At 73.5% G+C, this 2,096-nt stretch carries 1 protein-coding gene and 1 pseudogene; one reads left to right on the forward strand and one right to left on the reverse strand.

The features are described from left to right. Nucleotides 1–135: 135 nt before the first annotated feature. Nucleotides 136–1,611 (reverse strand): FG-GAP-like repeat-containing protein, encoded by a 1,476-nt coding sequence (locus L7D48_RS28355; RefSeq protein WP_237883892.1) that lies wholly within the window; start codon nucleotides 1,609–1,611, stop codon nucleotides 136–138. Between the two features lie 221 nt (nucleotides 1,612–1,832). Between L7D48_RS28355 and L7D48_RS28360 the strand changes: the two are divergent. After that, a pseudogene (locus L7D48_RS28360) lies at nucleotides 1,833–2,096 on the forward strand (hypothetical protein); the annotation flags it as partial.

Here is a 2,096-nt window from a genome sequence, read left to right on the forward strand (position 1 = left end):
GGGGCCACCCGTAGGGCGGCGCCGCGAGGAAGACCGCGGGGCGGGCGCGGGGACGGCCGTGGGACGGCCGTGGGGCCCGGTCCCTCGGACCGGGCCCCACGGGCGCGCGTGCGCGCCGGAGCGCCGCCGAAGGTGTCAGCCGGCGAAGTTGACGCCGAACAGCGGGGTGCCGGCCGTGGAGACGCCCACCCTGCTGACGGAGAGGAAGTAGCCGCCGCCGGCGATCCGCGTTCCGTCGGAACGGAGCGCGGTGACCGCGCCGTTGCCGTTGTTCTCGCCGAGTGCGCCGACCGTCAGGTCCGCCAGGCCGTCGTCGTTCATGTCGGCGAGGTGGACGTCGCTGCCGAACTGGTCCTCGGCCTCGTTGCCGCCGGGGACGCCGGGGGTGTCCTGGTGGATGAACTGCGAGCCGGAACCGGTGAGGCCGGAGCCGTCCGCCGCGCCGTACAGGACGACGACCGCGCCGGTGTACTTCGCGTCGTCCAGGGACTCGCCGGGTGCGCCGACGGCCAGGTCGAGGTGGCCGTCGCCGTTGACGTCGCCCAGGTCCAGCTCGGCGCCGAAGCCGTCGTAACGCTCCGAGCCGCCGGGGACGCCGGGGGTGTCCTGGGTGAAGGACCGGCGGGTGCCGTCCGGGCCGGAGGGGGAGCCGTGGAGGACGTTGACCAGGCCGCCGGTGCGGCTGCCGGGGACGCCGGAGTCCGCGTCGAACTCCATGCCGATGACGATGTCGCCGAAGCCGTCGCTGTTGACGTCGCCGATGTCGGTGATCAGGCCGGCGGGGAGCTTCCGCTGGCCGCCGGCGGTCAGGCCGGAGGCGGAGCCGGGGACGTAGTAGTTGGCGTTCCAGTGGTAGTCGCCGCCGTCGGCCGCGTCCCTCTCGTAGCCGTCCACGACCAGGTCGGCGATGTCGTCGCCGTTGACGTCGCCGGAGTGGAGGTTCATCGGGCCGGTGTCCGCGCCGCTGAGGATGGCGGGGCGGACACCGTAGGCGCCGCGGTACTCCCCCTTGCTCTTGCCGAAGCCGCCGCGGAAGACGCGGACGTAGGAGGAGCTGGTGCCGACGGCCAGGTCGGCCAGGTCGTCGCCGTCGTAGTCGGCGGCGTCCAGCACGTAGCCGAAGCGGTCGTGGGAGCTCGGCGCGGGGTCGGGGACGGTGGTGCCCCCGTACAGACCCGAGGCGGAGCCCCAGATGATCTGCACCGTGCCGCCGTTGACGTCCTTGCCGACCTTCTCGCGCGGGGTGCCGACGGCGAGGTCGGTGAAGCCGTCGTCGTTGAAGTCGGCCGCGGTGGTGTCGTGGCCGAAGCCGTCGCCGGCCTCGGAGGCGCCGGGCACTCCGGGGCTGTCCTGGCTGACGACGGTGCGCTTGGAGGTGGTGGTGATGCCGTTGGCGGAGCCGTAGAGCACCACGACCTGGCCCGCGTTCTTCTGGCCGTTGACGGTGGCGAAGGGGGCCGAGACGGCGAGGTCGCGGAAGCCGTCGCCGTTGAAGTCGGCGGTGGGGCGGTCGCCTTCGGCGGCGGCCGAACCGGCGGTGGCGGCCATCAGACCGCCGGTCAGGGCCGCCACGGTCGCGGCCGCGAGGGCCGTACGGAAACGATTGTGCACTCGGAACTCTCCTGCTGCACGATGAGGATGCCGTCGGGCATCCCGGGCTGATGCGGCCAAATCCGCCCGTTTCACCGGGCGTTGGCCAGGAATTCACGCGAAGGTGGCCAACAGGAGACCTCCGGGGAGGCGCGGAGGTTGTACGGGAGACGGGATTTCTTCACCGCCCGGGCACGGGACCGTCTGTCGCCGGTGCGGGTTCGTCGGCCATACTGCCCGCCGTGGAACAGCTCAGAGGTCCGGTCATCCCGCCCGTAACCGCAGCCGGCACCGATCCGGCCTACATCCCCGGCCTCGCCCCGCCGAGCCCGGACCGGGCCGGTGAGGAGGCCGCCGACGAGGAGGTGGAGCAGAAGCAGGAGGAGACCCCTGCCGGGGAGTCCGCCTCGGAGGCCGCCGAGAGGGCCGCCGAGGAGCCCACCGGTGAGCGGGAGCCCGGCGACCGGGACGAGGCGGGGGACGAGGACGGCGAGCGGGACGGGGAC

The organism is Streptomyces sp. ICN903, assembly GCF_022015835.1.
In the GTDB taxonomy this organism is placed as follows: Bacteria; Actinomycetota; Actinomycetes; order Streptomycetales; family Streptomycetaceae; genus Streptomyces; species Streptomyces fenghuangensis.